At 70.7% G+C, this 26,137-nt stretch carries 22 protein-coding genes; 5 read left to right on the top strand and 17 right to left on the bottom strand.

Features of this window, described 5'->3' with window-relative positions; genetic code table 11:
- Positions 1-75 precede the first annotated feature (75 nt).
- From PGH47_RS30070 to ureA, 5 genes are all read right to left on the bottom strand, one after another.
- Entirely contained in the window at positions 76-1,362 is a 1,287-nt protein-coding gene (locus PGH47_RS30070) for a TolB family protein (RefSeq protein WP_271665984.1), read from the bottom strand.
- 114 nt (positions 1,363-1,476) lie between these two features.
- Positions 1,477-2,076: a TetR/AcrR family transcriptional regulator gene (locus PGH47_RS30065; RefSeq protein ID WP_271665983.1), complete on the bottom strand. Its 600-nt coding sequence runs from the start codon at positions 2,074-2,076 to the stop codon at positions 1,477-1,479.
- A gap of 9 nt (positions 2,077-2,085) precedes the next feature.
- A complete protein-coding gene (locus PGH47_RS30060; RefSeq protein ID WP_271665982.1) occupies positions 2,086-3,126 on the bottom strand; it encodes an agmatine deiminase family protein in 1,041 nt (346 codons plus the stop codon).
- 10 nt (positions 3,127-3,136) lie between these two features.
- Positions 3,137-4,846 carry an urease subunit alpha gene (locus tag PGH47_RS30055; protein WP_271665981.1) on the bottom strand — a complete coding sequence of 570 codons (1,710 nt, stop codon included), beginning with the start codon at positions 4,844-4,846 and terminating at the stop codon, positions 3,137-3,139.
- The gene (ureA, locus tag PGH47_RS30050) at positions 4,843-5,547 is read right to left on the bottom strand and encodes an urease subunit gamma (RefSeq protein WP_271665980.1); all 705 of its coding nucleotides are present in this window, start codon (positions 5,545-5,547) and stop codon (positions 4,843-4,845) included. Before ureA ends, PGH47_RS30055 begins: the two co-directional genes overlap by 4 nt.
- A 129-nt stretch (positions 5,548-5,676) precedes the next feature.
- Between ureA and PGH47_RS30045 the strand changes: the two genes are divergently transcribed.
- Positions 5,677-7,128, top strand: a complete 1,452-nt coding sequence (locus PGH47_RS30045; protein ID WP_271665979.1) for a cytosine permease — start codon at positions 5,677-5,679, stop codon at positions 7,126-7,128.
- On the opposite strand, the gene PGH47_RS30040 is transcribed toward PGH47_RS30045, so the two are convergent.
- The gene (locus PGH47_RS30040; protein WP_271665978.1) at positions 7,125-8,213 is read right to left on the bottom strand and encodes a branched-chain amino acid aminotransferase; all 1,089 of its coding nucleotides are present in this window, start codon (positions 8,211-8,213) and stop codon (positions 7,125-7,127) included. The two genes, PGH47_RS30045 and PGH47_RS30040, sit on opposite strands and share 4 nt — an antisense overlap.
- A 271-nt stretch (positions 8,214-8,484) precedes the next feature.
- Positions 8,485-9,528: a 3-isopropylmalate dehydrogenase gene (locus tag PGH47_RS30035; protein WP_030950365.1), complete on the bottom strand. Its 1,044-nt coding sequence runs from the start codon at positions 9,526-9,528 to the stop codon at positions 8,485-8,487.
- Positions 9,529-9,670: 142 nt separating this feature from the next.
- On the opposite strand from PGH47_RS30035, the gene PGH47_RS30030 reads away from it, so the two are divergent.
- Entirely contained in the window at positions 9,671-11,239 is a 1,569-nt protein-coding gene (locus tag PGH47_RS30030; protein ID WP_271665977.1) for a purple acid phosphatase family protein, read from the top strand.
- A 57-nt stretch (positions 11,240-11,296) separates the two neighbouring features.
- Here PGH47_RS30030 and PGH47_RS30025 read toward each other — a convergent pair whose 3' ends face one another.
- Together PGH47_RS30025 and PGH47_RS30020 are read right to left on the bottom strand one after the other, a co-directional pair.
- Positions 11,297-11,437 carry a hypothetical protein gene (locus PGH47_RS30025; RefSeq protein WP_107902504.1) on the bottom strand — a complete coding sequence of 47 codons (141 nt, stop codon included), beginning with the start codon at positions 11,435-11,437 and terminating at the stop codon, positions 11,297-11,299.
- Positions 11,438-11,695: 258 nt separating this feature from the next.
- Positions 11,696-12,253 carry a GNAT family N-acetyltransferase gene (locus PGH47_RS30020; protein WP_271665976.1) on the bottom strand — a complete coding sequence of 186 codons (558 nt, stop codon included), beginning with the start codon at positions 12,251-12,253 and terminating at the stop codon, positions 11,696-11,698.
- 93 nt (positions 12,254-12,346) lie between these two features.
- Between PGH47_RS30020 and PGH47_RS30015 the strand changes: the two genes are divergently transcribed.
- Entirely contained in the window at positions 12,347-12,553 is a 207-nt protein-coding gene (locus PGH47_RS30015; RefSeq protein ID WP_030950362.1) for a DUF5988 family protein, read from the top strand.
- Positions 12,554-12,629: 76 nt separating this feature from the next.
- Here PGH47_RS30015 and pruA read toward each other — a convergent pair whose 3' ends face one another.
- Entirely contained in the window at positions 12,630-14,261 is a 1,632-nt protein-coding gene (pruA, locus tag PGH47_RS30010) for an L-glutamate gamma-semialdehyde dehydrogenase (protein ID WP_271665975.1), read from the bottom strand.
- A 135-nt stretch (positions 14,262-14,396) separates the two neighbouring features.
- Entirely contained in the window at positions 14,397-15,323 is a 927-nt protein-coding gene (locus PGH47_RS30005) for a proline dehydrogenase family protein (RefSeq protein ID WP_271665974.1), read from the bottom strand.
- 163 nt (positions 15,324-15,486) lie between these two features.
- On the opposite strand from PGH47_RS30005, the gene PGH47_RS30000 reads away from it, so the two are divergent.
- Positions 15,487-16,701 carry a PucR family transcriptional regulator gene (locus tag PGH47_RS30000; RefSeq protein ID WP_271665973.1) on the top strand — a complete coding sequence of 405 codons (1,215 nt, stop codon included), beginning with the start codon at positions 15,487-15,489 and terminating at the stop codon, positions 16,699-16,701.
- A gap of 9 nt (positions 16,702-16,710) precedes the next feature.
- Here PGH47_RS30000 and PGH47_RS29995 read toward each other — a convergent pair whose 3' ends face one another.
- Together PGH47_RS29995 and PGH47_RS29990 are read right to left on the bottom strand one after the other, a co-directional pair.
- The gene (locus PGH47_RS29995) at positions 16,711-18,279 is read right to left on the bottom strand and encodes an FAD-dependent monooxygenase (RefSeq protein WP_271665972.1); all 1,569 of its coding nucleotides are present in this window, start codon (positions 18,277-18,279) and stop codon (positions 16,711-16,713) included.
- Positions 18,280-18,351: 72 nt separating this feature from the next.
- The gene (locus tag PGH47_RS29990; RefSeq protein ID WP_271665971.1) at positions 18,352-18,936 is read right to left on the bottom strand and encodes a TetR/AcrR family transcriptional regulator; all 585 of its coding nucleotides are present in this window, start codon (positions 18,934-18,936) and stop codon (positions 18,352-18,354) included.
- 96 nt (positions 18,937-19,032) lie between these two features.
- Between PGH47_RS29990 and PGH47_RS29985 the strand changes: the two genes are divergently transcribed.
- On the top strand, positions 19,033-20,583 hold the full coding sequence (locus PGH47_RS29985) for an MFS transporter (RefSeq protein WP_271665970.1): 1,551 nt from the start codon (positions 19,033-19,035) through the stop codon (positions 20,581-20,583).
- 6 nt (positions 20,584-20,589) lie between these two features.
- Here PGH47_RS29985 and serA read toward each other — a convergent pair whose 3' ends face one another.
- From serA to PGH47_RS29965, 4 genes are all read right to left on the bottom strand, one after another.
- The gene (gene serA / locus PGH47_RS29980) at positions 20,590-22,179 is read right to left on the bottom strand and encodes a phosphoglycerate dehydrogenase (protein WP_271665969.1); all 1,590 of its coding nucleotides are present in this window, start codon (positions 22,177-22,179) and stop codon (positions 20,590-20,592) included.
- Between the two features lie 251 nt (positions 22,180-22,430).
- A complete protein-coding gene (gene ilvC, locus PGH47_RS29975) occupies positions 22,431-23,429 on the bottom strand; it encodes a ketol-acid reductoisomerase (RefSeq protein WP_271665968.1) in 999 nt (332 codons plus the stop codon).
- Positions 23,430-23,557: 128 nt separating this feature from the next.
- Complete coding sequence (ilvN, locus tag PGH47_RS29970) at positions 23,558-24,082, bottom strand: acetolactate synthase small subunit (protein ID WP_030051183.1); 525 nt, start codon at positions 24,080-24,082, stop codon at positions 23,558-23,560.
- A gap of 21 nt (positions 24,083-24,103) precedes the next feature.
- A complete protein-coding gene (locus PGH47_RS29965; protein WP_030948366.1) occupies positions 24,104-25,951 on the bottom strand; it encodes an acetolactate synthase large subunit in 1,848 nt (615 codons plus the stop codon).
- Positions 25,952-26,137 lie beyond the last annotated feature (186 nt).

The raw sequence follows: 26,137 nt of genomic DNA, 5'->3' as shown, positions 1-26,137 counted from the left end.
CGAGAGCACGGGGGCAGTCTGGCACAGACCGCCCCCGGGCTCACCGTCCGTCTCAGGATGCGAGCACTGCGTTGATCATCGCGCCCGGCGGACGAAGCCGTCGCTCGCACCGTTGGTGTCGCCGGCGACGAGCTGGGACGAGGCGGTGCTGATTCCGATGCGCTCCGCTCCCGCGCTCACCGACTCCACCCAGACCGACGCGTCCGTCACGGGCCCGCCGGCGAGGGCCGCGCTGACCAGGCGCGTGCTGCCGGTACGCAGGTCGCGGAGGTAGACGTTGGCCGGGCCGAGCGTGCCGTCGGGCAGGCGCGGGGTTGCCTCGTAGCCCACGTACCGGCCGTCGTCGCTGAGCACGGGGCGGTCGGGCGTGCTCTCGCCGTCGGGGCCGGCGTCGATCCGCCGGGTGACGTCGGTGCGCAGGTCGCGGACGTAGATGTCGGACGCGTCGGGGCCGCCGCCGGGGAGCAGGTCCTCGTCCCAGTTCTGGAAGGCGACGGAGCGGCCGTCCCCGGAGAGGGTGGCGGGCATCGCGTAGCGCGGGGCCGGGGAGCCGTCGGCCTTGACGTTGACGCGTTCCTCGGCGCCGGTGCGCCGGTCGTGCACCCAGGTGACCCCGTTGGCGCTGCGCGGGACGAGCTGGGTGTAGAGGACGTACCGGCCGTCCGCACTCACGTCCTGGAAGAGCGCCGGGTCGGTGGGCCGGTCCGGGTTGCTGATCCGCTTCGTCGTGCCGGTGGTGCGGTCGAGGACGTACACCGCTCCGAAGAGGTCGGCGGCGCCCTCCTCCATCCGGTCGGCCTTGGCGTTGAAGGCGATGTAGCGGGCGTTCGTCGACATGGCGGCGCCGGCCGCGTAGGCGGAACCCCCGTCGAAGGCGACGCTGATCCGCTTCGTGGTGCCGGTGCGGCGGTCGTGCAGGTAGATGTCGTCGGCTCCCGCGTCCGCGGGCGGTGTGTCCCAGTGGACCAGGTTCCTGGCGTTGGAGCGGAACAGGACGTAGCGGCCGTCGGCGCTGATGCCCTGCACGGTCGACCGCTGGTCGGCCTGGGTGCCGTCCGAGGCGACGCTGACCCGCTCGACGGCGCCCGTGCGCAGGTCGCGCACGAAGACGTCCGACACCTCGTTGGTGTCGCCGGACACCAGGTTGGACGCGTCCGCCGTGAACGCCGCGAAGCGGCCGTCGGCGCTGAACTCCGGCGCGTAGGAGTCGCCGTTGCCCTGCTCCCCCGTCGCCGAGACGGTGACCCGCTCGACGGTCGGGACGCGGGGCCCGGCGCTCGCCTGTGTGCCGGCCAGCGCCGCCGTGGTGGCGGCCAGGGCTACGGCGACGGCGAGCGCGCGGACTCGCTTGGTGCTGTGCATGGTTGTTCCCCCGTGGACGATTTCCCCCGGCCCTCGCCGAAGGCTCCCCACGAGGCAAACGCATCGCGCGTTACATGGTCAATCCCCCATATTGAGTACAACCGGGGCGCGGGTTCAGGAGTCCGCGAGGAGGCTGTCGTCGAGGAACTCCCTTACGTGGCGCAAAATCTGCGCTCGGTCCGTGCCCCGCAGCCCGATGGCGACGTGGATCGAGAAGCCGTCGAGGAGTGCCCGCAGCCGGGCCGCGAACCGGTCCGGGTCGACCGGCCGGAACTCGCCCCTCGACACCCCTTCGGCGAGCAGCGCCACCAGGTCGCGGTGCCAGGCGCCCTCGATCGCGGCCTGGCGTGCGCGGGCGTCGTCGTCGGCGTTCTGCGAGCGGTTCCAGACCTCCAGCCACAGGGTCCAGTGCGGGTCGCGATGGCCGACGGGGACGTACAGGTCGACGTAGGCGTCGAGCCGCTCGCGGGCGGAGTCGGACCGGGTGAGGAGCCGGCCGCGCTCGGTGCCGAGCCGGCCCTCGCTCCACTCCAGGGTGCGCAGCAGCAGCTCGTCCTTGGAGTGGAAGTAGTACAGGAGATGGCCGCTGCTCATGCCGACGTGGCTGCCGAGCGCCGCCATGGTGAGCTTCTCCAGACCGCGCTCGGCGATCATCTCCATGGCGGCGGCGAGGACCTCGTCACGGGGCGGCGCCTGCCTGCGCCCACCGGCCATCTGCGGCTCCTAGATCTTCGGCTGCTGCTGTGTGATGCAGTGGATGCCTCCACCACCCGCGAAGATCGTACGGGCGTCGACGAGGGTCACCGTCCGCTCCGGGAAGAGGCGCCGGAAGATGCCGGCCGCGATCTCGTCGCGCGGGTCGTCGAAGCCGCACAGTACGACGCCGCCGTTGCAGAGGTAGTGGTTGATGTAGGAGTAGTCGGCCCAGTGGCCGTCGGCCTCCAGGACGGTCGGCGCGGGGACCTCCACGACCTCCAGGCGGCGGCCGCGCGCGTCGGTCTGCGACTTCAGCAGGCCGACGATCTCCTTGGTCACCTCGTGGTCGGGGTGCGCCGGGTCCGGCTGCGCATGGGCCACGACCACGCCGGGCCGGGCGAAGGCGGCGACGATGTCGACATGGCCGAGGGTGCCGAAGCCGTAGGGAGGGTAGTCGCCGGTGAGGCCGCGGGGCAGCCAGATCGCCTTGCGGGTCCCGAGCATGCCGTGGATCTCGGCCTCGACCTCCTCCCGCGTCCAGTGCGGGTTGCGCTCGGGGCCGAGCTGGACGGTCTCGGTGAGCAGGACCGTCCCCTCGCCGTCGACATGGATCGCCCCGCCCTCGTTGACCAGCTTCGAGGCGTACGTCCTCGTCGAGCCGGCCAGATCGCAGACGTGTGCCGCGATCTTCGCGTCGTGCTCCCAGCTGGCCCAGTCCTGGGCGCCCCAGCCGTTGAACGTCCAGTCGACGGCGGCCAGTTCACCGGCGCCGTCGGTGAGGAACGTAGGGCCGATGTCGCGCATCCAGGCATCGTCGAGGTCCCGTTCGACGGTCTCCACACCCGGGCCGAGCAGCGTCCGGGCCTCCTCGGACTGTCCCGGACCGCACACCACCGTCACGGGTTCGAAGCGCCGCACGGCACGGGCGACCGACGCCCAGGCCAGGCGGGCCGCCGCGAGCTCCTCGGCGTCCTCGAAGGTCACGTTCGGCCCCGGCCAGGCCATCCAGGTGCGCTCGTGCGGGGTCCACTCGGCGGGCATACGGAAGCCGTCGGCGGCAGCAGACATGGCGGGGTCCTTAGAGGAAGTAGAGGCGGTTGAGGGAGACGGACTCGGCCGGCTCGGAGTGCAGCGGCTCGCCGTCGAGGGTGACCAGGCCGGTGCGCTGGTCGACGTCGACGGCTCCGGTACGGGAGTTGCGGCGCAGGTCGGCGGGCCCGATGCCGCGCGTGCCGCGCACGGCGACCCTGCGGCGCCGGGTCGGCATCGTGTCGTGCCCCTGGTCGACGGCGGCCTGCGCCACGAAGGCCACGGAGATGTCGGCGGGCGTGGCGCCGTACGCCCCGAACTGCGGTCCCAGGACGAGGGGTTCGCAGGTGTCGGTGGCGGCGTTCGGGTCGCCGGTCACGCCGTACGCCGGGAAGCCTGACTTGAGCACCAGCTGCGGCTTGGCGCCGAAGAACTCCGGGCGCCACAGCACGATGTCCGCCAGCTTGCCGACCTCGATCGAGCCGACCTCGTGGGCGAGGCCGTGGGCGATGGCCGGGTTGATGGTCAGCTTGGCCATGTAGCGCAGGACGCGTTCGTTGTCGTGCTCGTCGGGTGCGCCGAACTCGGCCTTCATCTTCCCGGCCATCGCGAAGGTGCGGCGGACGGTCTCGCCGGCCCGGCCCATGCCCTGGGCGTCGGAGGAGGTGATGCCGATCGCGCCCAGGTCGTGCAGCACGTCCTCGGCGCCCATCGTCCCGGAGCGGATGCGGTCGCGGGCCATGGCGGCGTCGCCGGGCAGGTCCGTCTTCAGGTCGTGGACGGAGACGATCATGCCGTAGTGCTCGGCGACCGCGTCCCGTCCGAAGGGCAGGGTGGGGTTGGTGGAGGAGCCGATGACGTTCGGGACCCCGGCCATCTTCAGCACGTTGGGGACGTGTCCGCCGCCGCAGCCCTCTATGTGGAAGGCGTGGATGGTGCGGCCCTGAAGGACACGCAGGGTGTCCTCGACCGACAGGCATTCGTTCAACCCGTCGCTGTGCAGGGCGACTTGGACGTCGTGCTCCTCGGCGACCCGCAGTGCCGTGTCCAGGGCGCGGGTGTGGGCGCCCATGTCCTCGTGCACCTTGAAGCCGGACGCGCCCCCTTCGGCGAGGGCCTCGATCAGCGGAGCCTCGTGCGAGGACGAACCCCGCCCGAGGAAGCCGATGTTGACCGGCCAGGCGTCGAAGGCGTTGAACGCGTGCCTGAGCGCCCAGGGCGAGTTGACGCCGACGCCCCACACCGGCCCGAACTCCTGGCCGATGATCGTGGTCACCCCGGAGGCGAGCGACGCCTCCATGATGCGCGGCGACAGCAGATGGACATGGGTGTCGACGGCCCCGGCGGTGGCGATGAGCCCCTCGCCGGACACGATCGAGGTGCCCGTGCCGACGACGACGTCCACCCCGTCCAGGGTGTCGGGGTTCCCGGCCCGGCCGATCGAGCAGATCCGGCCCTCCCTGATGCCGATGGAGACCTTGCGGATCCCCAGCACCGCGTCGATGACCACGACGTTGCTGATGACGACGTCACAGGTGTCGCGGACGGCGGCGGCCTTGAGGTGCAGGCCGTCCCGGGCGGTCTTGCCGAACCCGGCGAGGAACTCCTCGCCGTAGCGCTGCGAGTCGGACTCGACCCGGATCGTCAGCCCGGAGTCGCCGAGCCGGACGCGGTCGCCGGCGCGGGGGCCGTGCGCGGCCGCGTACTCGTGCGGGGTGAGGCGGCGCGCCTCGGCGGGGTGGCCTCCCGGACGGCTCATCGCCGGCCCTCCTGATCAGGTGTTTCCGATACGCCGAGGTAGCCGCAGGCGGCGGCGCGGCGCAGCGCCTCCGCGCGGGCGCCGGGGGCGTCCAGCGGTCCGTCGACGAGGCCCGCGAACCCGATGGCGACGCGTTCGCCGCCGATCGGCACGAGGCCGACCTCGACGCTCTCCCCCGGCCCGAAGCGCACGGAGGACCCGGCCGGGACGGCGAGCCGCATGCCGTAGGCCCGCTCGCGCGGGAAGTCGAGGCGCGGGTTGGCCTCGAAGAAGTGGAAGTGGGAGGTGACGGAGACGGGCACGGTCGCGGTGTTGGTGACCGTCAGCCGCACGGCCGCCTCGGGTTCGGCGTGCTGCGGGCCCGGCAGCAGTGCGCCGGGGGCCTCTGGGCCGAGTCCGCCGCCGAGAGGGTCGGACACGACCGCGAGCCGTGAGCCGTCGTCGAAGACCGCCTCCACGTGCACCTCGGTGACGACGTCCGCGACGCCGGGCAGCACGTCGTCCGGCCCGAGCACACCGCGGGCGCGCTCGATCGCCTCGGCGAGCCGCGCCCCGTCCCGGGCGGCCTCGCACACGGTGTCCGCGATGAGCGCGGTCGCCTCCGGGACGTTCAGCCGCAGCCCTCGGGCCCTGCGTGCCCGGGCCAGTTCGGCGGCTCCGAAGAGCAGCAGCCGGTCACGTTCCGTGGGGGTCAGTCTCACGACGCGGCACCTCCTTGCCAGACTCGAAGTTAGAGCATCACTCTAAACATGAAATTCCATGGATCGAAAGGTTGACAGCAAACCTCGGGCACTTCAGATTGAACGTCACTCAAACCGAGGGAGCCACCCATGCCGATGGAACAGCGCGGAGTCGACACCATCCCCGAGGAGGAACGCACCAGCGGCCCCCGGGATCTCGTCTCGATCCTGCTCGGGTCGAACCTCTGCCTCGGCGTGATCGTCTTCGGCTGGCTGCCCCCGTCCTTCGGCCTGGGCTGGTGGGCGTCGGTGAGCTCGATCGTGGTCGGCACGCTGGTCGGCACGGCCCTCACCGCCCCGCTCGCCCTGATCTCCCTGCGCACGGCGACGAACCTGTCCACCTCCTCCGGCGCCCAGTTCGGCGTGCGCGGCCGACTGGTCGGCTCGGTGGTCGGCCTGCTGCTCGCCCTCGGCTACACGGCCCTGACCGTGTGGATCGGCGGCGATGTGATGGTGGGCGCGCTCGGCCGGCTGGTCGGGCTGCCGGCGAACGGGGTGTCGTACGGCGTGGTCTACGGGCTGCTGGCCGCGGCGACCGTCGCGGGCGCGGTGTACGGCTACCGGGTGCTGCTCGCCATGTCCCGCGTCCTCGCGGTCGGCATGACGGCCCTGCTGGCCCTCGGCGTGATCGCCTACGCCCCGCACTTCACGACCGACGCGCTGCCCGAGGCCGGCGGCTATCTGCTGGGCGGGTTCTGGCCGACGTGGCTGCTGGCGACGGTAGCGGCCGGACTGTCGGGGCCGATCGCCTTCATCACCCTGCTCGGCGACTACACCCGCTACATCTCCCCGGCCCGCCACACATCGCGCCGGGTGCTGCACGCGACCTGGCTGGGCCTGATCCTGGGGCTGCTGGTCCCGCAGCTGTTCGGCACCTTCACGGCGTACGCGGCACGGGCCGCGCTCGACTACGCGGGCCCCCTGGTCGACGCCTCCCCCGCCTGGTACCTGGTGCCGCTGCTGCTCGCCGCGTCGGCCGGCTCGGTCGGCAACGCGGGCCTGATGCTCTACTCCATGGGCCTCGACCTCGACGCCATCCTGCCGCGCGCCTCCCGCGCCCGCGCCACCTACACGGTCGCGGTCGTCGCCACGATCTGCGTCTTCGTCGGCCACTACGCCTCGACCGCGCAGGACGCGATGACGTCCTTCGTGCTGCTGCTGACGGCCGTCGGCACCCCGTGGGCGGTCATCACGCTGATCGGCTTCGCCCGCTGCCGGGGCGTGTACGACGCGGACGCCCTCCAGGTCTTCAACCGCCGCGCACGGGGCGGGATCTACTGGTACCGCTCCGGCTGGAACATCCCGGCGACCGTCTCCTGGGCGCTGGGCGCGGCGGTCGGCCTGCTGGCCGTGTCCCTGCCGTCGTACGAGGGTCCGCTGCTGTCCCTGACGGGCGGGGTGGACTGCAGCTTCCTGCTGTCGGGGCTGGTGGGCGGTGTGGCGTACCTGCTGCTGACGCTCGGCGAGTCCGCTCCGGCACGCGAAAGGGCCGCCACGGACACGGAGTCGGTGGCGGCCCTGACGGTCACGGCCGAGAACTAGCCCAGCTTGTGCATCCACCCGTGCTGGTCCACGGCAGTGCCCCGCTGGATGTCGAGGAGGGCCTGGCGGAGCTTGAGGGTGACCTCGCCGGGCTCGCCGTCGCCCTGCCGCCACTCGGCGCCCGTGCGCTTGACGAGGCCGACCGGGGTGATGACGGCCGCCGTGCCGCAGGCGAAGACCTCGGTCAGGGTGCCGTTCTCGGAGTCGCGCTGCCACTGGTCGACGGAGACCCGGCCCTCCTCCGCCTCGTAGCCGAGGTCACGGGCGACCTGGAGGAGGGAGTCACGGGTGACGCCCTCCAGGATGGAGCCGGTGAGGGACGGCGTGACGATCTTGTCGCCGTACACGAAGTACAGGTTCATGCCGCCGAGCTCCTCGACCCACTTGCGCTCCACCGCGTCGAGGTAGCAGACCTGGGCGCAGCCCTCGGCGGCGGCCTCGGCCTGGGCCAGCAGGGACGCGGCGTAGTTGCCGCCGGTCTTGGCGTCGCCCATGCCACCCGGCACGGCCCGGACGTGGTCCTCGGAGACCCAGATGGACACAGGCTTCACGCCGCCGGGGAAGTAGGCGCCGGCCGGTGAGGCGATGACGATGAACAGGTACTCGCTGGCCGGCTTCACGCCCAGGCCGACCTCGGTGGCGAACATGAAGGGGCGCAGGTAGAGGGACTCCTCACCGCCGTGCGCCGGCACCCAGTCCGCGTCCTGCCCGACCAGCGCGTCGCACGCCTCGATGAACGTCTCGACGGGCAGCTCCGGCATGCCGAGCCGGCGGGCCGAGGACTGGAAGCGCCGGGCGTTCTTCTCGGGACGGAAGGAGGCGACGGTCCCGTCGGGCTGGCGGTAGGCCTTCAGACCCTCGAAGATCTCCTGCGCGTAGTGCAGCACCATGGTGGCCGGGTCGAGGGAGAGCGGCGCGTACGGCACGAGCTCGCCGTCGTGCCAGCCGCGGCCCTCGGTCCACTTGATCGTCACCATGTGGTCGGTGAAGTGGCGGCCGAACCCCGGGTTGGCCAGTATCGCCTCGCGCTCTGCGGCGGCGAGCGGGCTGGCGGAGGGCTTGAGCTCGATCGTGGGCGTCGTCATGAGTAGGTGTCCTTCACCGGTTAGGTTGTGGCGGGCCGCGCTCACGCCAGTACTGCCAGTGGCCAGTGCTAGGACGTCCGAGCATTCCCTCATTCCGCGGCTCCGCGTTCGATTATCGCAAGCGGCAGCCGTGGAAGAAATCGGCCTGTTCGGCGTGATCGGCGAGAAATCGCGACCCGGGGATCGATGGTGCCACCCGGCGGCGGACATGTGGAAGCCGCCGGGGGTGATGTGACCCGGCGGCTTCGAAAGGGTTCGAGTGGGCGCGGGGTCAGCCGGCTACTCGTACGGCCAGCGCGTCGCCGATCTCCGACGTGCTGCGGGCGGGCTTGCCGGTGCGCTCCGCGAGGTCGGCCGAGACGGCGTCCTCGATGCGGGTGGCCTCGGCGTCGTGGCCGAGGTGGCGCAGGAGCAGCGCGACGGACAGGACCGTGGCCGTCGGGTCGGCCTTGCCCTGGCCTGCGATGTCCGGGGCCGAGCCGTGGACCGGCTCGAACATGGACGGGAACGCGCCGCTGGGGTTGATGTTCCCGCTCGCGGCGACGCCGATGCCGCCGGAGACGGCCGCGGCGAGGTCGGTGATGATGTCGCCGAAGAGGTTGTCGGTGACGATGACGTCGAAGCGCTCGGGCTGGGTGACCAGGTAGATCGTGGCCGCGTCGACGTGCATGTACTCGGTGGTGACCTCGGGGAACTCCTCGGCCACCTTGTTGAAGACGTTCGTCCACAGGTGACCGGCGAAGGCCAGCACGTTGTTCTTGTGGATCAGCGCCAGCTTCTTGCGCGGGCGGGCCTGGGCGCGGGCGAAGGCGTCCCGGACGACGCGCTCGACACCGTAGGCCGTGTTCACGGAGACCTCGGTTGCGACCTCGTGCTCGGTGCCCTTGCGGATGGTGCCGCCGTTGCCGGTGTACGGGCCCTCGGTGCCCTCGCGGACCACGACGAAGTCGATCTCGGGCTGGCCGGCGAGCGGGGTGGCGACACCCGGGAGCAGCTTCGACGGACGCAGGTTGACGTGGTGGTCGAAGAGGAAGCGGAGCTTGAGCAGGAAGCCGCGCTCCAGGACGCCGGAGGGGACCGACGGGTCGCCGATGGCGCCCAGCAGGATGGCGTCGTGCTGCTTCAGCGCCTCGGCATCGGCGTCGGTGAGGGTCTCACCGGTGGCGTGGTAGCGCCGGGCACCGAAGTCGTACTCCTTGGTCTCCAGCTTCACATCCTGCGGAAGGACGGCGGAGAGGACCTTCAGACCTTCGGTCACGACCTCCTGGCCGATGCCGTCACCGGGAATCACTGCGAGATTGAGGCTGCGAGACATGTCGGCACCCTACTCCTCGTCCCATGGGATGACATGCGGTGTCCGCCATGCGGACAGCCGGACGGGCGAAGGTTCCTGCGCTTCGACCGCCGTTCACCCGTATGTAGGACGGGCGTTGGCCTTCGCTGGGAACTTTCCCATCATGGACCTTCCCGACTTCGGCATCCCTCCGCAGCTGGCCCGCCGCATGAGCATGGCCGAGCAGCACGAGTACCTGCGCGCCAAGCTGACCCGGCGCCGCACGCTGGTGACCGCGGGCGCGGTCGCGGGCGGACTGCTGACGGGCTGCTCGGGGTCGGAGCCGGGCTCGGGCACCGCGGGCACGCGGCCCTCCCCGTCCGTCTCCACCAGGGTGCCGGGCTCCGCCGTCACGCCCTTCGGCCGCCATCTCGCCTTCGGCGCCGACCCGAAGTCGCAGATGCGGATCTCCTGGCAGGTGCCGGCCGCGGTGAAGAAGCCGTTCATCCGGATCGGCCTGCGTCCCGAGGACCTCAGCCGCAGGATCGACGCCGAGATCCGCGACCTGTACACCCCCGAGCTGCGGGGCATCCGCGCGGCGCTGGAGCAGTACTACGTCCACGCGGCACTGGACTCCCTGCGCCCCGGCACGACGTACTACTACGGCGTGGGCCATGACGGCTTCGACCCGGCGGCACCGAGGAACCGCGCGACGATCGCCTCGTTCCGCACGGCTCCCGCGAGCCCGGAGACCTTCACCTTCACGGCCTTCGGCGACCAGGGCGTCAGCGAGGCGGCCGCCACCAACGACAAACTCCTGCTGGGCCAGAACCCCGCCTTCCACCTCCACGCCGGCGACATCTGCTACGCCAACGTCAAGGGGCTGGGCGAGGAGTCGGACGCCTACGACCCCGGCTACTGGGACGGTTACCTCAAGCAGACCGAGTCGGTGGCAAGGACGGTGCCGTGGATGGTGACGACGGGCAACCACGACATGGAGGCCTGGTACTCGCCGGACGGCTACGGCGGTCAGCTGGCCCGCTGGTCCCTGCCGGACAGCGGCTTCGACGCCCGCAAGGCTCCGGGCGTGTACTCCTTCACCTACGGCAACGTCGCCTTCGTGGCGCTGGACGCGAACGACGTGTCGTACGAGATCCCCGCCAACCAGGGGCACACGGGCGGCCGTCAGACCAAGTGGCTGGACGAGCGGCTCGGTGAACTGCGGGCGGCGAAGGGCGTCGACTTCATCGTCGTCTTCTTCCACCACTGCGCCTACTCGACGTCCTCGCACGCGTCCGACGGGGGCGTGCGGGCCGAGTGGGTGCCCCTGTTCGCCCGGCACCAGGTGGACCTGGTGATCAACGGGCACAACCACGTCTACGAGCGGACCGACGCCATCAAGAACGGCGAGGTCGGCAGGCAGGTGCCCATCGGCGCGCGGACGGACCCGACGCGCGACGGCATCGTGTACGTGACGGCGGGCGGCGGCGGCAAGGAGCTGTACGGCTTCCCGCCCGGCGTCGAGGAGAGCTACGAGGGGCACGTGGCCGACCGGGAGTCGGTCGACACGTTCAGGTGGACCAAGTCACGGAACACCAAGGCGGAGAGCGTGCAGTGGTCGCGGGTGCGCTACCGGGGCTTCTCGTTCCTCAGCGTGGAGGCGGAGGCCGGCGCGAAGCCGCGACTGAAGGTGTCGGCGCTGGCGCAGACCGGGGAGCGCATCGACCGGTTCGAGGTGCGGCGCGGGGCGTGAGCCCGCGCGCCGCACCTCGATCGGGTGCGGCTCCCGGCTCTTGGGTGCTCCGAGGCGTCAGGCGGCCTGGTGGCCGGTGCTGCCGCCGTTGTCCCTGCGGTCGAGGGCGCGCTGGAGGGCGGCGGCCGCGTTCTTGCGGTCGGACTCGTTCGTACGGGAGATGTGACGGACTCGACGGCGGGCGGTCGTCTCGGCCATGGGAAATCGACTCCTTCGACAATCGGGGAGTGCACAGAGGGGTTTCGAGACGCCGGGTGGGGCGGGGAGCGGGCCACAGGGGTTGCCTGCACGGGGCCCGGCTCACGACCGCCATTCGCTTGATCGAGCGAGACGTTCGGCTCCTACAAAGCTAAGGGAGGAGGGCGCGTCTGTCTCCACAATTACTCGGACTTCCTACTATCTGAGACGGTGCAGTGGGTCACACGCCGCTGACCTGCGCTTTCTACCGGCGGCCTGTCACAGCACATCCCCGTCCCGCCAGTCGAAGACCAGCTCGAATGCGGGATCCAGCGGCCCGGCGAGTGCGGTCCGCACAAAGGTGCCGCCCTCCTCGTCCGGGAGATGGACGACGCCGTCGAGCCCGAGCCCGCAGACCCGCCCGCTCCACACCTGCCAGCCCCGGGCGGCGTACAGCGCGGCCCCCTCGTCGCTCGCGGAGAGCATCCCCGCGTCGTAGGCCCGGTCGACCACCCGCTCCAGCTCGGCCATCACCCGGCCGCCGAGGCCGGTGCGGCGCGCGTCCGGCCGTACGGCGACCGCCTCGACGTATCCGACCCGCAGCCATCTGTCCCGGTGCCGCACCCGCCGCATGACCACGGACCCGTGGGCGACGAGCAGTCCGGCGTCGTCGTGCACGAGGACGTGCATGCCGCCGAGGCCGTGCTCGAAGTCCTCGTCGGAGAAGTCGCCGTCGAAGGCGTCGTCCAACAGGGCGCGGATCGCGTGCAGTTCGGCCGGGGTGAGGTCGGCGGTATGTGCGGTGCGGGGCGCGGCGGCGGATACGGGTGCGGTCATCCGACCAGTATCCGCGCGGCCGGCGATCGCCCACTCGGCTGATCCTCCGCGCCGCACGGGACAGACGGTCACGGCGAGGGGAACGGTGAGGTCATGAACGACACGGCGAAAGTGTTCCTGGAGGGCGGCCCGGACGACCTGCCCGACCGGATCGTCCCCGCCCCGTCCCCGGGGCCGGACGTGAAGATCGAGCTCCGCAACGGCTACGAACACTTCAGACCGACCGCGCGCCGGGCGGACACGTCCGAGGGCAGCCTCACCGTGTACGAGTGGTGGGAGCGGACGGAAATGCCCGGCTAGTGCTCCGTCCGGTGCGCCGGAGCACAGCGAAGGGGCCGGGCGAGACGCCCGGCCCCTCTTGCATGCCGCCCTGCCGTCAGCCCATGTGCGGGTACGCGTAGTCGGTCGGCGCGACCAGCGTCTCCTTGATGGCGCGGGTCAGCGTCCAGCGCATCAGGTTCTGCGGGGCGCCGGCCTTGTCGTTGGTGCCGGAGGCACGGCCGCCGCCGAAGGGCTGCTGGCCGACGACGGCGCCGGTCGACTTGTCGTTGATGTAGAAGTTGCCGGCCGCGTAGCGCAGCTTGTCCATGGTGTGCGCCGTGGCGGCGCGGTCGGCGGAGATGACCGAGCCGGTCAGCGCGTAGGCGGACACCGACTCCATCTGGTCCAGCATCTCGTCGTACTTGTCGTCCTCGTAGACGTGCACGGCGAGGACCGGGCCGAAGTACTCGGTCGTGAAGACCTCGTTCTCCGGGTCGCTGCACTCGATGACGGTCGGGCGGACGAAGTAGCCGACCGAGTCGTCGTAGGAGCCGCCCGCGACGATCGTGCAGGTGTCGTCCTGCTTGGCGCGGTCGATGGCGGCCTTGTTCTTGGCGAAGGCACGCTCGTCGATGACGGCGCCGACGAAGTTGGACAGGTCGGTGACGTCACCCATGGTGATGTAGTCGACCTCGGCCGCGAACTCCTCCTTGAAGCCGGAGTTCCAGATCGACGCCGGGATGTACGCGCGGGAGGTCGCCGAGCACTTCTGGCCCTGGTACTCGAAGGCACCGCGGGTCAGGGCCGTCTTCAGGACCGCCTTGTCGGCGCTCGGGTGGGCGACGACGAAGTCCTTGCCGCCGGTCTCGCCGACGATGCGCGGGTAGGAGCGGTACTTCTCGATGTTGTTGCCGACCGTCTTCCACAGGTACTGGAAGGTCTTGGTCGAGCCGGTGAAGTGGATGCCGGCGAGGTCGCGGTGCTCAAGGGCGACCTTGGAGACCTCGATGCCATCGCCGGTGACGAGGTTGATGACGCCCTTGGGCAGCCCGGCCTCCTCCAGGAGCTGCATCAGCAGCACGGCGGCGTGGGTCTGCGTCGGGGACGGCTTCCAGACGACGACGTTGCCCATGAGAGCCGGGGCGGTCGGCAGGTTGCCCGCGATGGCCGTGAAGTTGAACGGCGTGATCGCGTAGACGAAGCCCTCGAGCGGGCGGTGGTCGAGCCGGTTCCAGACGCCCGGAGAGTTCGCCGGGGGCTGCTCGGCGAGCAGGTCACGGGCGTACTTGACGTTGAAGCGCCAGAAGTCGACGAGCTCGCAGGGGGTGTCGATCTCGGCCTGCTGGGCGGTCTTGGACTGGCCCAGCATGGTGGAGGCGGCCAGCGTCTCGCGCCAGGGGCCGGCGAGCAGCTCGGCGGCGCGCAGGATGATCGCGGCGCGGTCGTCGAAGGACATCGCGCGCCAGGCCGGCGCGGCGGCCAGGGCCGCGTCGATGGCGTCCTGGGCGTCCTGCTGGGTGGCGTTGCCGTAGGTGCCGATGCGGGCCTTGTGGTTGTGCGGCTGCACCACGTCGACGCGCTCGCCGGCGCCGAACCGCTTCTCGCCGCCGATGGTCATCGGCAGGTCGATCGGGTTCTCGGCCAGCTCCTTGAGCTTGGCCTCCAGCCGGGCGCGCTCGGGCGAGCCGGGGGCGTAGCCGTGCACCGGCTCGTTGACGGGGGTGGGGACCTGGGTCACAGCGTCCATGAGATCCGTAACTCCTTGAACTTGAGCGGGTGTTCGGGCTCAGCCCTTGCTGATCATGCTTCGGGCGAAACTGTGCTTTCCCGGGGGGCGACCCCCGGACCCCCGGCAGAAAAGCCTCTGCGTGTGCGTCATTTCTCAACCTCGGGTGAGCATGCTGCGGGCGAAGAAGCGCAGGTTGGCCGGCTTCTCCGCGAGGCGGCGCATGAAGTAGCCGTACCAGTCGGTGCCGTAGGCCGTGTAGACGCGCATGCGGTGGCCCTCGGCGGCGAGGCGCAGGTGCTCGTCGCTGCGGATGCCGTACAGCATCTGGAACTCGTACTCGTCGAGCTTGCGTCCGGCGGTGCGCGCGAGTTCCTGGGCGATGGAGATCAGGCGGGGGTCGTGGGAGCCGATCATCGGGTACCCGGCGCCCTCCATCAGAATCTTCAGGATCCGGACGTACGCCTTGTCGATCTCGTGTTTCTGCTGGTAGGCGACCTCGGCGGGCTCCTTGTAGGCGCCCTTGACGAGGCGGACCCGGCTGCCGCTCTCGGCGAGGCGGCGGGCGTCGGCCTCGGTGCGGAAGAGGTAGGCCTGGATGACGCAGCCGGTCTGCGGGAAGTCCTTCCGCAGCTCCTCGTGGATGGCGAACATCGAGTCGAGGGTGGTGTGGTCCTCGGCGTCGAGGGTGACGGTGGTGCCGATCGCGGCGGCGGCCTCGACGACCGGGCGGACATTGGCGAGGGCCAGCTCGTGGCCGCCTTCCAGCGCTTGCCCGAACATCGACAGCTTCACGGACATCTCGGCCCTGGTGCCCAGCTCCAGTTCCGCCAGCCGGTCGACGAGCGCCAGATAGGCGTCCCGGGCGGCGGCGGCCTGCTCCGGGCGGGTGATGTCCTCGCCGACGACGTCCATCGTCAGCTCCAGACCCCGGTCGCTGAGGTCCTGGATGATCGGCACGATCTCGTCGACCGTCTCGCCCGGGATGAAGCGGTCGACGACCTGCTTGGTCACCGGGGCCGCCGAGATCAGGCGTCGCATCCGGTCGCTGCGCGACGCGGCAAGAATCACGGGACCCAGCACGGGGCACCTCCACAGACAGGAGAAAAGCAGCCGAATCCCAACCAGTCGGGTACGGCACGGAGAACCACCGTGAAACCTAAGGATCCCTCCGATCGTCGGCCATCGACAGCTGTCACGCATCCGTGCCGCATATCTCAGACAGATGTATGAAGAGCCCCGGAGAATGCGGGAGAATGCCCGGGTGACGTCGGAATTCAAGGGTGACTACCAGGAGCTGGTCGACGAGATCTCGGAGCTCCTGGGCGCCCCCGCGACGCTGGAGAACCGGGACTTCGAGCTGATCGCCTTCGGGGCCTACGACAGCGAGGACGAGCTCGACGCGTCGGCCCTGGACCCCGTGCGCGCCCGCTCGATCCTGACGCGCCGCTCCACGTCGGCCGTACGGACCTGGTTCGAGGGCTTCGGCATCACACGCGCGACCGGGCCGGTACGGATCCCGCGCACTCCGGAGGCGGGGGTGTACCGCGGACGAATCTGCCTGCCGGTACGCCACCGGGGTGTCGTAAGGGGCTACGTCTGGCTCCTGGACGACGATCCCGGGCCCACGGACCAGCAGCTGACGGCGGCGATGGAGGTGGCCGCCCGGATCGGCGCGCTGCTCGCGGACGAGGCGCAGCACGGGGCCGACCTGAGCCGGGAGCTGCGGGCCGCGCTGACCGCCGAGCGCGGCTGGCAGGGCGACATGGCGATCGCCGAGCTGCGCACGGCCCTCGGCCCGCGCGCGGACGGCGTCCATACGGTCGTCTGCCTGGCCCCGTGGCCGTCGGCCGACCCCGACGACGCCCCGTCGGTGCGGACGGTGCCGCACGCGACCGCGCTGTGCACGGTGCCGTGGGGCGCCTCCGGGCAGAGCCTGGCCGTGCTCGTACGGCTGCGCTCGCCCGAGGTGCGTACGGCGGCGCAGGCGGCGGCTTCCCGGCTGCTGAAGGAGGCCCCGGCCGCCGGGCCGCCCAAGAAGGGCGGGGCCCAGGTGGCGGCCGGTCTCGGCGAGCCACGCACCGGCCTCGCGGAGCTGGGCACGGTCTGGCAGGAGGCGTCGGCCGCGGCTCGCGCCGCCCTCGCGGAACCGCGGCTCGGCCCGGTGGCGGAGTGGTCGCTCATCGGCCCGTACCGCCTGCTGACCTCGCTGTCCCCGCAGACGGTCCAGGACCCTGTCATCGCCCCGCTCCTCTCCCCCGCCCAGCAGGAGCTCGCCCGCACCGCCGAGGTCTACCTCGACTGCGCGGGCCAGGCCGGCCGCACGGCAGCGGAGCTGGGCATCCACCGCCAGACCCTGTACTACCGCCTCTCCCGCGTCGAGCAGCTCACGGGCCTGGACCTCGACGACGGGGAGGACCGGCTGCTGCTGCACATGGCGCTCAAGGGGGCGCGGCTGTAGCCGGTCCGGTCAGCGCGAGGTGATGGCGGTGAGGGCGTCGTGGAGGGTGCCGTCGCCCGGTGGTCCGTCGCTCCAGCGGGCGGCGATGTGGCCGTCGGGGCGGACGAGCAGCGCTCCCTGCGGGGGCAGGTCCCACTGGTCGGTGTGCTCGGCGGGCAGCGGCTCGACGCGCAGCGGCCAGGGCGGGGTGGCGGGTGACCGCCAGTCGGCGGGGGCGGAGGTGAGCAGGGTGAACCACTCGCCGAACGCGTCGAGGGTGGAGCGGCCGTCGGTGAGCCAGAGGTGCGGCACTCGGTGGCCGGGTTCGGCCGTGGGGACGTAGGTCGTGCCCGTCTCCGGCGGCATCGTCGCCTTGCCGTCGCCGGTCAGGACGGCGCCGGAGCGGTAGGCGACGCCGAGCACCAGGCCGAGTTGCGCGAAGTACTGTTCCGACCAGGGCGGTTCGATGCGGTCCGGCGCTTGTCCGGCGCCCGCGCCGAGCTGTTCGCGGCGCACGTCCTGCACCTGGAACATCATCTTGGAGTTCTCCAGCGCCTGGCCGAGCGTGCGGTGGGCCACGGGCCGCCGTTCCTTCTCGTAGCTGTCCAGCAGGGCGGGTCCGGCCCAGCCGCGCAGCACGCCCGCCAGTTTCCAGCAGAGGTTGTGCACGTCGGCCACGCCGAGGTTCATGCCGAGCCCGCCGGCGGGCGGAATCGCGTGCGCGGCGTCGCCGGCCAGCAGGGTCCGGCCGCGCCGGAAGCGTTCGGCGACGAAGGCGTTCACCGCCCAGTGCTGCACGCGCAGGACGTCGACCTTCGCGTCGGCACCGAGTGAGCGCGCGACGAGGCGGGGCCAGTCGGTGCCGTCGGGTTCCTCGGGCGTGGGCGTGAACCAGGCCCAGCCGCCCTCGGGGTACAGCGGCAGGAAGGACCCCTGCGAGGTGAGGTAGACGCCGGCGGGCTGCCGGGCGGACCAGTGGCCGAGGTCGGCGTCGAAGACGACGGTGGTGACGCGGCCGACCGCGCCGGGGCCCTCGGTGCCGATGCCGAGCCGTTCCCGGACGGTGGAGTTGGCGCCGTCGGCGGCCAGTACGTAACGCGCGCGGACGCGGGTGTGCTCGCCGCTGCCGCGGTCGGCGAGCCGGGCCACGACGCTCCCGTTCTCCTCGGCCAGGTCGACGAGTTCGACCCCGAACCGCACCTCGGAGGCGGCGGCGGCGAGCAGGGTGGGCTCCAATCGGTCCTGCGAGGTGACGACGCCGGTCACCGGGCTCTCCGGTACGGGCCCGTTGACCCCGATCATCGCGGCCGAGGCGAAATCGGGGGCGTGCAGCGTGTCCCGGAAGCGGATGCGGCCGTACTCCGGCGCGAACGCGGCCGCCGTGACCCGCTCGGCGAGTTCGAGCTGCCGGAAGATCTCCATCGTGCGCACGTTGATCAGCCGGGACCGCGGGAACGGCGACAGTTCACGGTGTTTCTCGACCAGCAGGGTCCGCACGCCCCAGCGTTCGAGCAGCGCCCGGGCGGTGAGCCCGACGGGCCCGCCGCCGACGATCAGAACCTCCGCCCCGGCGTCCGCCTCGGGCATGTCGGGCTGCATGGGATCCATCATCCGCGCGCGGCGCACGACCGCAACGACAGGCGGGGCCGGGGCCTGCGAACCCGGCCCCGGTCATTTCCTCGTGGCCGCCTCGATGACCTGACGCAGTCCCTCGGTGAGCTGTTCCGCGCCGGGAGCGGTCTTCGGGTCGAAGTGCCACTGGGCGATGAGGCCCGTCATCAGGGTCACGTAGAACACGCCGAGGGTGTCCACGACGTCTTCCGGGACATCCTCCTCCCGACCGCCCATGAGCAGCGGGATCAGCCCGCGCGCGGCCTCCCGCTGGGCCGCCACCAGATGGTCGCGGAGCTCGGGCAGCTGATCGCCCATGACGACGATCTCCATGCTGAGCCGCCACAGCGAACCGGGTGCGCGCATGGTGTCGATGATGTTCGACCACACCTCCTGGAACCGTTCGGCCGAGCCGGGCTCGGTGGTGAGCCCGGTGGTCCCGTCGCCCTCGAAGGCGTCGCCCATCCCCTCGACCAGCGATACGTACGCCTGCGCGAGCAGCGCGTCCTTCGAGCCGTAGTGGTAGCCGATCGAGGCGAGGTTGGTCCCCGACTCCTTGACGATGTCCCGCGCCGTCGTGCGCGCGAAGCCCTTTTCGAGCAGGCAGCGCCTGGCGCCCTCCAGCAGATCCTCACGGTGTCCCATGCGGACACCCTACCGCCGATTCATACAACCGTCCCATACGCGCGTCCTATACATGCGTTCTAGACAAGCGTTTAAGACGCGCGTACATTCACCGTCATGACAACGAACCCGACGGGCACCACTCCTCCGCCGGCCCGTGCCGGCCGCCGCGAATGGACCGCGCTCGGCGTGCTGATGCTGCCGCTGCTGCTGGTCTCGATGGACGTCTCGGTCCTCTACTTCGCGATCCCGGCGATCAGCGCGGACCTGGAGCCGAGCGGCACCCAGCAGTTGTGGATCTTCGACATCTACGCCTTCGTCCTGGCCGGGCTGCTGATGACGATGGGGTCGCTCGGCGACCGCATCGGCCACCGCCGGCTCCTGCTGATCGGCGCCGCCGCCTTCGGCACCGCCTCACTGGCGGCGGCGTACGCGAACAGCGCCGAGATGCTGATCGCGGCCCGCGCGCTCCTCGGCATCGGCGGCGCGACCCTGATGCCGTCGACGATGGCCATGACCCGCACGATGTTCACCGACCCCGCCCAGCGCGCGAAGGCGATCGGTCTGTGGTCCGGCGTGATGACGGCCGGGATCGCGCTCGGCTCGGTGATGAGCGGGCTGCTGGTCGAGTACTTCTGGTGGGGCTCGGTCTTCCTGGTCAACCTGCCCGCGATGGCGCTCCTGCTGCTCCTCGGCCCGATCCTGCTCCCCGAGTGGCGCAACCCCGAGCCCGGCCGCTTCGACCGGCTGAGCGTCCCGCTGTCGATGGCGGCCGTACTCCCCATGATCTACGGCCTGAAGGAGATCCCCTCCGAGGGCTGGAACGTCCGCTACGTCGTCTCGATCACCGTCGGCCTGCTGTTCGCGGCCCTCTTCGTGCACCGCCAGCGCACGGCGGCCTCACCGATGATCTCCCCGGCCCTGTTCCGCGGCCGCGGCTTCGCTCCCTCGGTCGCCCTGAATCTCGTCTCCGCGTTCGGCATCATGGGCTCGGCGTACTTCACCACGCAGTACCTCCAGTCGGTGCTCGGCAAGAGCGCCCTGGAAGCGGCTCTGTGGGCGCTGCTGCCGTCGGTGCCGATCGGCGCGGCGGCCCCGGTCGCGACCCAGCTCGTGCAGAAGGGCGTCAACCGCGGCTCCGTCGTCACCGGGGGCTTCCTGATCGCCGCGTCCGGCTTCGGGGTGCTGTCGCTGGCGGGGACGGACTCGATGGTGCTGGTGCTGGTCGCTTGCGCGGTGCTCGCGGTCGGCGGCGTCGTGGTGATGTCCCAGATCATGGACCTGGCGATGGGCACGGCCCCGCTGGAGCGGGCGGGCTCCGCGTCCTCCCTGATGGAGACCGGCGGCGAGTTCGGCGGGGCGCTCGGCATGGCGGTACTCGGCTCGATCGGCACGGCGATCTACCGCCACGAGATCCCGGACTCGGCCCCGGAGGCCGCCCGCGAGACGCTGGGCGGAGCACTCGCGGTCGCCGATCGCACCCCGGGCCTGGCCACTGCCGCGCGGGAGGCGTTCACCAGCGGGATGCAGGGCGCGGCGATCGCGGGTGCGGTGCTGCTGGCGGGAGCGGCGGTGCTGGCGGCCGTCACGCTGCGGCGGGTCGAGGTCCGGGAGCAGACATGCGAAACGCCGGACGAACCGAGCAAGCTCAGTCCGTCCGGCGTCTGAGTGCGATCAGACCAGGTTCACGGAGCGGGCCGAGGTCGCGCCGATCTCCTCGGCCACCTCGGTCAGCACCGCCTGCGTGACCGTGTCGTCGACGGTGAGGACGGCCAGCGCCTCGCCGCCGGCGACCGCACGCGACACCTGCATGCCGGCGATGTTGATCCCGGCCTCGCCGAGGATGCGGCCGACGGTGCCGACGACACCCGGACGGTCCTCGTAGCGCAGCACGGCCATGTGGTCGGCCAGCGCGAGGTCCACGTCGTACTCGCCGACCGCGACGATCTTCTGGAGGTGCTTGGGGCCGGCCAGCGTGCCGGAGACCGACACCTCCTCGCCGCTGCCGAGCGTGCCGCGCACGGTCACCACATTGCGGTGTTCGGCCGACTCCGAGCTGGTCGTCAGCCGCACCTCGACACCGCGCTCCTGGGCGAACAGCGGGGCGTTGACGTACGACACGGTCTCGTCGACGACGTCCTCGAAGACACCCTTGAGGGCGGACAGCTCCAGCACCTTCACATCGTGCTGGGTGATCTCGCCGTACACCTCGACGTCGAGGCGGACCGCGACCTCACCGGCGAGCGCCGTGAAGATACGGCCGAGGCGCTCGGCGAGCGGCAGACCCGGCTTGACGTCCTCGGCGATGACGCCGCCCTGGACGTTGACCGCGTCCGGGACCAGCTCACCGGCGAGCGCGAGGCGCACCGACTTGGCGACGGCGATACCGGCCTTCTCCTGCGCCTCGTCGGTGGAGGCGCCGAGGTGCGGGGTGGAGACGACCTGGTCGAACTCGAACAGCGGGGAGTCCGTGCAGGGCTCCTTCGCGTACACGTCGAGACCGGCACCGGCGACCCGGCCCTCCTTGAGGGCGGAGTACAGCGCCTCCTCGTCGACGATCCCGCCGCGCGCGGCGTTGACGATGCGCACGCTCGGCTTGACCTTGCGCAGCGCCTCGTCGCCGATCAGGCCGAGGGTCTCGGGGGTCTTGGGCAGGTGGACGGTGATGAAGTCGGAGACCTCGAGCAGCTCGTCCAGCGTCAGCACCTTCACGCCCATCTGCGCGGCCCGCGCGGGCTGCACGTAGGGGTCGTAGGCGACGACCTTCATGCCGAAGGCGGACATGCGCTGGGCGACGAGCGCGCCGATGCGGCCGAGGCCGACGACACCGAGGGTCTTCTCGGCGAGCTCCACGCCCGTGTACTTGCTGCGCTTCCACTCGCCGTTCTTCAGCGCGGCGTTGGCCTGCGGGATGTTGCGGGCGGTGGCGAGCAGCAGACCGCAGGCGAGCTCGGCGGCGGTCACGATGTTCGAGGTGGGGGCGTTGACGACCATCACGCCTGCCTTGGTGGCGGCGGAGACGTCGACGTTGTCCAGGCCGACGCCGGCTCGCGCGACGACCTTGAGCTTCTTGGCCGCGGCGATGGCCTCGGCGTCGACCTTGGTGGCGGAGCGGACCAGGATCGCGTCCACGTCGGCGATGGCGGGCAGCAGCTCGGCCCGGTCGGCGCCGTTGCAGTGCCGGATCTCGAAGTCCGGACCAAGGGCGTCCACGGTCGCGGGCGAAAGCTCTTCAGCGATGAGTACGACGGGTTTCGAGCTCACGTGAGTCCTCACAAGTCCAATGCGGACGGCCGTCCCGACGGCCGCAGGCGGTGGAGGGGTGTCGCGACCCGGAGGGCCGCTTGAGCCGCGTGGAAGACGCACGACGCTGTGGGCCTGACGCGTATGTAGTACGGCAGTCTAGTGGCGCTGCGGGAGTCGTCCCGCGCCTCTTCGGAAGGATCACCCGTCCGTGATGCGACGGGATGGACAACGGGACCGGAGCGCCATGCTCCGGTCCCGTCGGCCGAGGCTTACGCGTCCTCGTTGACCCAGCTCATGAGCTTGCGCAGCTCCTTGCCGGTGGTCTCCAGCAGGTGCTCGGAGTCCTGCTGCTTGTACTCGTTGTACTTCTTCAGACCGCCGTGGTACTCGTCCATCCAGGCCTGGGCGAAGGTGCCGTCCTGGATCTCGGCGAGGACCTTCTTCATCTCGGCCTTGGTGGCGTCGGTGATGATCCGCGGGCCGGTGACGTAGTCGCCCCACTCGGCGGTCTCGGAGATCGACCAGCGCATCTTCTCCAGGCCGCCCTCGTACATGAGGTCCACGATCAGCTTCAGCTCGTGCAGGCACTCGAAGTACGCGATCTCCGGCTGGTAGCCGGCCTCGGTCAGCGTCTCGAAACCGGCCTTGACCAGCGCGGCCGTACCACCGCAGAGAACGGCCTGCTCACCGAACAGGTCGGTCTCGGTCTCCTCGGTGAAGGTCGTCTTGATGACGCCGGCGCGGGTGCCGCCGATGCCCTTGGCGTACGACAGGGCGAGCGCGAAGGCGTTGCCCGACGCGTCCTGCTCGACGGCCGCGATGCAGGGAACGCCGCGGCCCTCCTCGTACTGGCGGCGCACCAGGTGGCCCGGGCCCTTGGGGGCGACCATGCAGACGTCCACGCCGGCCGGGGGCTTGATGAAGCCGAAGCGGATGTTGAAGCCGTGCCCGAAGAACAGGGCGTCGCCGTCGTTGAGGTTGTCCTTGATGGACTCCTCGTAGACCTGGGCCTGGATCGGGTCCGGCACCAGGATCATGATGACGTCGGCCTCGGCGGCGGCCTCCGACGGCGTCACCACGCGCAGGCCCTGCTCCTCGGCCTTGGCCTTGGACTTGGAGCCCTCGTGCAGACCGACACGCACGTCGACACCCGAGTCACGGAGCGACAGCGCGTGGGCGTGGCCCTGGCTGCCGTAACCGATGACCGCGACCTTGCGGCCCTGGATGATGGACAGGTCGGCGTCGGCGTCGTAGAACAGCTCGGCCACTTTGGGTTCTCTCCTTGTGTGCAGGTGTTGCGTCCCACCGTATGACGGCGGGGGGAAGGGAAGTTTCGGGGTCTCGCCATACGGGCGGGATCCGGACGGCCGGTGTCACCCGACCGTCCGAACACGCCCTACGCCGAGCGGTCGAGCGCGCGCAGCGAGCGGTCCGTGATCGAGCGCGCGCCGCGGCCGATCGCGATGGTGCCGGACTGGACGAGCTCCTTGATGCCGAACGGCTCCAGCATCTTCAGCATGGCCTCCAGCTTGTCACTGGAGCCGGTGGCCTCGATGGTGACGGCCTCCGGGGAGACGTCGACGGTCTTGGCGCGGAACAGCTGGACGATCTCGATGATCTGGGAGCGCGTCTCGTTGTCGGCGCGCACCTTCACCAGGACGAGTTCGCGCTGAACGGCCGAGCCCGGCTCCAGCTCGACGATCTTCAGCACGTTGACGAGCTTGTTGAGCTGCTTCGTCACCTGCTCCAGCGGCAGGTCGGCGACGCTCACCACGATGGTGATGCGGGAGATGTCGGGGTGCTCGGTGACGCCCACCGCGAGCGAGTCGATGTTGAAGCCGCGGCGGGAGAACAGGGCGGCGATCCGGGCGAGGATGCCCGGCGTGTTCTCCACCAGGACGGAGAGCGTGTGCTTGGACATGGTCTTTTACGTCTCTCTCGCTCAGTCGTCTTCGTTGTCGCCGAAGTCGGGGCGCACGTCCCGGGCGGCCATGATCTCGTCGTTGGAGGTACCGGCGGCGACCATCGGCCACACCATGGCGTCCTCGTGGACGATGAAGTCGACGACGACCGGGCGGTCGTTGATGGAGTTCGCCTCTTCGATGACCTTGTCGAGGTCGGCGGGGTTCTCGCAGCGGATCGCGTAGCAGCCCATGGCCTCCGACAGCTTCACGAAGTCGGGGACGCGGGTGCCCCTGGCCTCCGGGTTGACGTCGTCGGGTCCGGAGTGCAGGACCGTGTTGGAGTAGCGCTGGTTGTAGAAGAGGGTCTGCCACTGGCGGACCATCCCGAGGGCGCCGTTGTTGATGATGGCGACCTTGATCGGGATGTTGTTCAGGGCGCAGGTGGTGAGCTCCTGATTGGTCATCTGGAAGCAGCCGTCGCCGTCGACCGCCCAGACGGTCCGGTCCGGGACCCCGGCCTTGGCGCCCATGGCCGCGGGGACCGCGTAGCCCATGGTTCCGGCGCCGCCGGAGTTCAGCCACGTGGCCGGCTTCTCGTACTGGATGTAGTGCGCGGCCCACATCTGGTGCTGGCCGACGCCGGCCGCGAAGACCGTGCCCTCGGGGGCGAGTTGGCCGATGCGCTCGATGACCTGCTGCGGGGACAGCGAGCCGTCCTCGGGCTGGTCGTAGCCGAGCGGGTAGGTGTCCCGCCAGCGGCTGAGGTCCTTCCACCAGGCGGTGTAGTCGCCCTTGTGGCCCTCGGCGTGCTCCTTCTGGACGGCCTGCACCAGGTCGGCGATGACCTCGCGGGCGTCACCGACGATCGGCACGTCCGCCGCGCGGTTCTTGCCGATCTCGGCCGGGTCGATGTCGGCGTGGACGATCTTGGCGTACGGGGCGAAGCTGTCCAGGTTGCCGGTGACACGGTCGTCGAAGCGGGCTCCGAGGGCGACGATCAGGTCGGCCTTCTGCAGCGCGGTGACGGCGGTGACCGCACCGTGCATGCCCGGCATTCCCACGTGCAGCGGGTGGCTGTCGGGGAATGCGCCGAGCGCCATCAGGGTGGTGGTGACGGGCGCTCCGGTGAGTTCGGCGAGGACCTTCAGCTCGGCGGTGGCGCCGGCCTTGATCACACCGCCGCCGACGTAGAGGACGGGCCTCTTGGCCTGGGTGATCAGCTTGGCGGCCTCGCGGATCTGCTTGGCGTGCGGCTTGGTGACGGGCCGGTAGCCGGGCAGGTCCATGACGGGCGGCCAGGAGAAGGTGGTCTTCGCCTGGAGGATGTCCTTGGGGATGTCGACCAGGACCGGTCCCGGGCGGCCGGTGGCGGCGATGTGGAACGCCTGCGCGATCGCCCGGGGGATGTCCTCCGCCTTGGTGACCAGGAAGCTGTGCTTGGTGATCGGCATGGTGATGCCGACGATGTCCGCCTCCTGGAAGGCGTCCGTACCGATCGACTTGGAGACGACCTGACCGGTGATCGCCACGAGCGGCACCGAGTCCATCATCGCGTCGGCGATCGGCGTCACCAGGTTGGTGGCACCGGGGCCACTGGTCGCCATGCAGACGCCGACCTTGCCGGTGGCCTGCGCGTAACCGGTGGCCGCGTGTCCGGCGCCCTGCTCATGGCGGACCAGCACGTGACGCACCCGCTTGGAGTCCATCATCGGGTCGTACGCCGGAAGGATGGTGCCACCGGGAATGCCGAATACCGTGTCGGCGCCGACCTCCTCGAGCGAACGGATGAGGGACTGCGCACCCGTGACGTGCTCGGGGGCGGACTGGTGTCCTCCGGATCGGGGCCGCGGCTGCGGATGATGGGCCCCGGAGGCCTGCTCGGTCATCGGCATTCTCTTCTCGATGCTGAGGGTTTTTGCGAAGTTTGAGCGGAGTTTCGATGCTGCACGACTGGTGCCCGTGCAACAAAAAACCCCTCGTGCCGTAAGGCAAGCGAGGGGAGCGCGTCGGTGGTGGTCGCTGGGAGTTCCGGGTCTGTCCGGACGTCACCAGCTTCAGCCGACGCGCTTTCC

The sequence above is a fragment of the Streptomyces sp. HUAS 31 genome, from assembly GCF_028198125.1.
In the GTDB taxonomy this organism is placed as follows: domain Bacteria; phylum Actinomycetota; class Actinomycetes; order Streptomycetales; family Streptomycetaceae; genus Streptomyces; species Streptomyces chartreusis.
This window is presented reverse-complemented; position numbering and strand designations above follow the sequence as displayed.

Bases quoted from the DNA above. Each gene is read 5' to 3' on its own strand.
- PGH47_RS30070 (WP_271665984.1), bottom strand. From the start codon at position 1,362: ATGCACAGCACCAAGCGAGTCCGCGCGCTCGCCGTCGCCGTAGCCCTG.
- PGH47_RS30065 (WP_271665983.1), bottom strand. From the start codon at position 2,076: ATGGCCGGTGGGCGCAGGCAGGCGCCGCCCCGTGACGAGGTCCTCGCC.
- PGH47_RS30060 (WP_271665982.1), bottom strand. From the start codon at position 3,126: ATGTCTGCTGCCGCCGACGGCTTCCGTATGCCCGCCGAGTGGACCCCG.
- PGH47_RS30055 (WP_271665981.1), bottom strand. From the start codon at position 4,846: ATGAGCCGTCCGGGAGGCCACCCCGCCGAGGCGCGCCGCCTCACCCCG.
- PGH47_RS30045 (WP_271665979.1), top strand. From the start codon at position 5,677: ATGCCGATGGAACAGCGCGGAGTCGACACCATCCCCGAGGAGGAACGC.
- PGH47_RS30040 (WP_271665978.1), bottom strand. From the start codon at position 8,213: ATGACGACGCCCACGATCGAGCTCAAGCCCTCCGCCAGCCCGCTCGCC.
- PGH47_RS30035 (WP_030950365.1), bottom strand. From the start codon at position 9,528: ATGTCTCGCAGCCTCAATCTCGCAGTGATTCCCGGTGACGGCATCGGC.
- PGH47_RS30030 (WP_271665977.1), top strand. From the start codon at position 9,671: ATGGACCTTCCCGACTTCGGCATCCCTCCGCAGCTGGCCCGCCGCATG.
- PGH47_RS30025 (WP_107902504.1), bottom strand. From the start codon at position 11,437: ATGGCCGAGACGACCGCCCGCCGTCGAGTCCGTCACATCTCCCGTACG.
- PGH47_RS30020 (WP_271665976.1), bottom strand. From the start codon at position 12,253: ATGACCGCACCCGTATCCGCCGCCGCGCCCCGCACCGCACATACCGCC.
- PGH47_RS30015 (WP_030950362.1), top strand. From the start codon at position 12,347: ATGAACGACACGGCGAAAGTGTTCCTGGAGGGCGGCCCGGACGACCTG.
- pruA (WP_271665975.1), bottom strand. From the start codon at position 14,261: ATGGACGCTGTGACCCAGGTCCCCACCCCCGTCAACGAGCCGGTGCAC.
- PGH47_RS30000 (WP_271665973.1), top strand. From the start codon at position 15,487: ATGCGGGAGAATGCCCGGGTGACGTCGGAATTCAAGGGTGACTACCAG.
- PGH47_RS29995 (WP_271665972.1), bottom strand. From the start codon at position 18,279: ATGCAGCCCGACATGCCCGAGGCGGACGCCGGGGCGGAGGTTCTGATC.
- PGH47_RS29990 (WP_271665971.1), bottom strand. From the start codon at position 18,936: ATGGGACACCGTGAGGATCTGCTGGAGGGCGCCAGGCGCTGCCTGCTC.
- PGH47_RS29985 (WP_271665970.1), top strand. From the start codon at position 19,033: ATGACAACGAACCCGACGGGCACCACTCCTCCGCCGGCCCGTGCCGGC.
- ilvN (WP_030051183.1), bottom strand. From the start codon at position 24,082: ATGTCCAAGCACACGCTCTCCGTCCTGGTGGAGAACACGCCGGGCATC.
- PGH47_RS29965 (WP_030948366.1), bottom strand. From the start codon at position 25,951: ATGACCGAGCAGGCCTCCGGGGCCCATCATCCGCAGCCGCGGCCCCGA.